General features: G+C 62.1%; 3 protein-coding genes. All 3 read right to left on the bottom strand.

Annotated features, from left to right (window positions below; translation table 11 throughout):
* Positions 1–36: 36 nt before the first annotated feature.
* On the bottom strand, positions 37–1,122 hold the full coding sequence (locus tag QT222_RS04475; protein WP_491476434.1) for a sulfite exporter TauE/SafE family protein: 1,086 nt from the start codon (positions 1,120–1,122) through the stop codon (positions 37–39).
* A gap of 14 nt (positions 1,123–1,136) precedes the next feature.
* The gene (locus QT222_RS04470; RefSeq protein ID WP_081603719.1) at positions 1,137–1,331 is read right to left on the bottom strand and encodes a hypothetical protein; all 195 of its coding nucleotides are present in this window, start codon (positions 1,329–1,331) and stop codon (positions 1,137–1,139) included.
* Between the two features lie 328 nt (positions 1,332–1,659).
* Positions 1,660–3,586, bottom strand: a 1,927-nt coding sequence (uvrB, locus tag QT222_RS04465; RefSeq protein ID WP_491476433.1) for an excinuclease ABC subunit UvrB, incomplete at its 5' end; no start/stop codon positions are given.

Genomic DNA, 3,586 nt, shown 5'->3' with positions numbered 1-3,586 from the left:
CAGACGGAGTGTGTCCGAGACGGGCGGTCCGCCCGATTAGAAACCACCGAACGCCATCAAGAATAGCGCCAGCGAGATAATCGCGAAGAGGACGCCGACGAAGTTCTTGATGGTGTCAGTCTCCAGTGCGTTCGACACGTAGGGCGCGATTTGGCCGCCGAGAACCGTCGCGGGGACGGTGAAGACGACCATGTTCCACGGCGTGCTGGCGAGCGAAAGCGAGTGGCCGCCGACGAGACCGCCGCCGAAGACGTGGACGAGCGACGCCAGAATGGCGGTCAGCGCGACCACGATGTGGTTCGTACCGATGGCAACGCGGACGGGGACCTTCGTTCCGAGCATCGAAATGATGCCGAGTTCGCCGATACCGAAGCCAGCGAGGCCCTGGAACGTGCCGCCGATACTGTAGTTAGCGAAGCGACGGAGGTAGCCACCGCGGGTGTAGCGGTAGTCGTCGCCCTCGCGGTCGACGCGGGTGACGGTTCCGTCGTCAGCCGTGTGGACGCCCGCGGGACCGAGCTTTCCGGGGTCGTTCGGCAGGTCGGCGACGGTTCCGCCGTCGGTGGCGGTCGCGTGGTCCGAACCGGATGAACCAGGTTCCTCGTGACTGAGGTCCGTCTTGAATAGGAGGTACGACGCCGCGAGAAGCGCGATTCCGAGCAGCGCGTGGAAGACGACTTCCGGGATGATAAACGAAAGTAGCGCGCCTCCGACGACGAACGGAATCGACCCGGCGACGAGACTCAGCGCGAGTCGCCGGTCGACGAGTCCGTACTGGATGAACGCGACGGCCGAACTCGACAGACCGAACGCCTCGCTGATGAGGCCCACCTTCACCAACGTCGCGGGTTCGAGAGGATGCGCGAAGATTGGGAAGATGAAGATGAGAAACGGGACGAACAGGGCCGACCCGCTGATTCCAACCGTGTTCACGATAGTCGCTCCGGTAACGAACACCGGGAACAACCACCAGTATTGGAGCCAATAGTCCATATTGGCGTCGGCCGGCGTCGGCGCTATGGTGAACACAGCGGCGAGGAACAGCACGGGTGCGATGAACACGAGAATGTGTTGGTACTTCAAGAACGACTTCTGGACGTGACTGAGAGACTGAGAGCTCATGGTTCTCGTTGTTATCAGTTCGCAGTGACGTTCGCGCCTACTCGCGTGGAGTGACGCGACGAAAATAGCCTGCACACCGAATCGTCAGCGGAATCGACCCGCGCGTGTTCACCGACTACCGAAGATGGGACCGCATCGCACACCGGGAGCGCCGGTGTCGAGCGACCGCCCGGACTGTCGAGCGACGAGCGCTCGGACGTGGAGGTCATTCAGGTAATGCCTCCGTTCGGATAGGCGTGGTGAACGGGGTATCCTGCGGCTTCGTCCGCCGAGTTGCGGATCACGGTGGGTCGGGCATAGCGAAGTCGGGGTGATAAGTCTTGATGACTACACAGGTTTTGGGTACGTTCCCCACACCGACGGGCGTCGAAAAAGCGGCGACATGTGTTCCGACCCGAAGACTGTGGCACGCATGAGAGGGCAAGTACCCGCCGAACGAGACTCCGCTCGGTCTCGTAGATGAGTCGTTCGCGGGTCTCAGCGGGAGTGAGCCACTGGCGCGCGTCGGCTTACCGACTGGTTCGCTACGCAGGAACGTCAGAACTCGTCCGGCGGGGCGAGACCGTCGTCGTCCTCATCGGAGTATTCCGGCGCGACGCCGTCGTCGAGCGCGTCGATGTCAAACTCGCGTCTGAGGTTCTGAATCCGGTCGCGGATGTCCGCGGCCAGTTCGAATTCGAGATTGTCGGCGGCCTCCTGCATCCGGTTTTCGAGGAACGCGATCTGTTTGGCTGCTTCGTCGGCATCACCGGGAGCGTCGCCCGAGACGCCTCGGGTGTCGGTCTTGCTTCCGGGGAGGTTCGTCTCGCCGACTTCCTTTTCGATGGTCTTCGGTGTGTGGCCGTGTTCCTCGTTGAACTCCTGTTGGATGCGACGACGACGCTGCGTCTCGGAGATAGCCGCCTCCATCGCATCGGTCATCTCGTCGGCGTAGAGGACGACCTCGCCGTTGACGTTGCGGGCGGCGCGGCCCATCGTCTGGACGAGGGTGGTCTCGGAGCGCAGGAAGCCCTGCTGGTCGGCGTCGAGGATGGCGACGAGCGAGACTTCCGGGATGTCGAGTCCTTCGCGGAGCAGGTTGATTCCGACGAGCACGTCGATATCGCCGAGGCGGAGCGACCGAATGAGTTCGTGGCGTTCGAGCGTGTCGGTCTCGTCGTGCATATAGGCCACGTCGACACCGGCTTCTTCGAGGTATTCGGTGAGGTCTTCGGCCATCCGCTTCGTGAGCGTGGTCACGAGGACGCGCTCTTCGCGGTCGATTCGCTCGTCGATTCGGGCCATGAGGTCGTCTACTTGGCCTGTTGCCTCCGTGACCTCGACTTTGGGGTCAACGAGGTGCGTCGGCCGAACGATTTGTTCGACGATTTGCTCGGAGTGCTCGCGCTCGTAGTCGCCGGGCGTCGCGGAGACGAACAGCGCTTGGCCGACCTTCTCCTCGAACTCCTCGAACGTCAGCGGGCGGTTGTCGTAGGCCGTCGGGAGCCGGAACCCGTTTTCGACGAGCGAATCCTTCCGGGATTTGTCGCCCGCGTACTGGCCCTTTATCTGCGGGAGCGTGACGTGCGACTCGTCGACGACGGTGAGGAAATCGTCGGGGAAGTAATCGAGGAGGGTGTACGGCGAATCGCCCGGTTTGCGGTCCGAGAGGTGGACCGAGTAGTTCTCGATGCCGGAGCAGTGGCCCGTCTCGCGCAGCATCTCGATGTCGAAGGTGGTCCGCTCTTCGATTCGTTGGGCGGCGACGAGGTCACCCTGTCGCTGGAAGTGCTTCACGCGCGCTTCCATCAGTTCCTCGATTTCGGAGATAGCGCCTTCGAGTTGGTCTTCCGGAATCGAATAGTGTTCCGCCGGGTGGACGAGCACCGCCGGTTCCGACGACTTGACCTCGCCTTCGAGCGGGTCAAGCTTCAGCATCCGGTCGATTTCGTCGCCCCAGAACTCGACGCGGACCGCGTAACGCCCGTACATCGGGAACACTTCGACGGTGTCGCCGCGGACGCGGAACGTACCCTGTCGGAAATCCACGTCGTTTCGCTCGTAGTTGAGGTCCACGAGGCGTTTGAGCAATTCGTCGCGGTCGAGTTGCTCACCGACTTCGAGGCGGAGGGACATGTCGGTGTAGTTCTTCGGGTCGCCGAGACCGTAGATGGCGGAGACCGAAGCGACGACGATAACGTCGTCGCGGGTGAGAAGCGACCGGGTCGCGGAGTGGCGCAGGCGGTCGATTTCCTCGTTTATCGACATGTCCTTGTCGATGTAGGTGTCGGTCTGTTCGATGTACGCCTCGGGTTGGTAGTAGTCGTAGTAGGAGACGAAATACTCCACCGCGTTGTCGGGAAAGAGGCTCTTGAACTCCTCGTACAACTGGGCGGCGAGGGTTTTGTTGTGTGCGAGGACGAGCGTCGGTTTCTGAATCTCCTCGATGACCCACGAGACGGTGTTTGTCTTGCCGGAACCGGTG

Source organism: Haloferax sp. s1, from assembly GCF_058382125.1.
The sequence above is the reverse complement of the archived record's forward strand: the minus strand, read 5'-3'. Positions and strand labels throughout refer to the sequence as shown.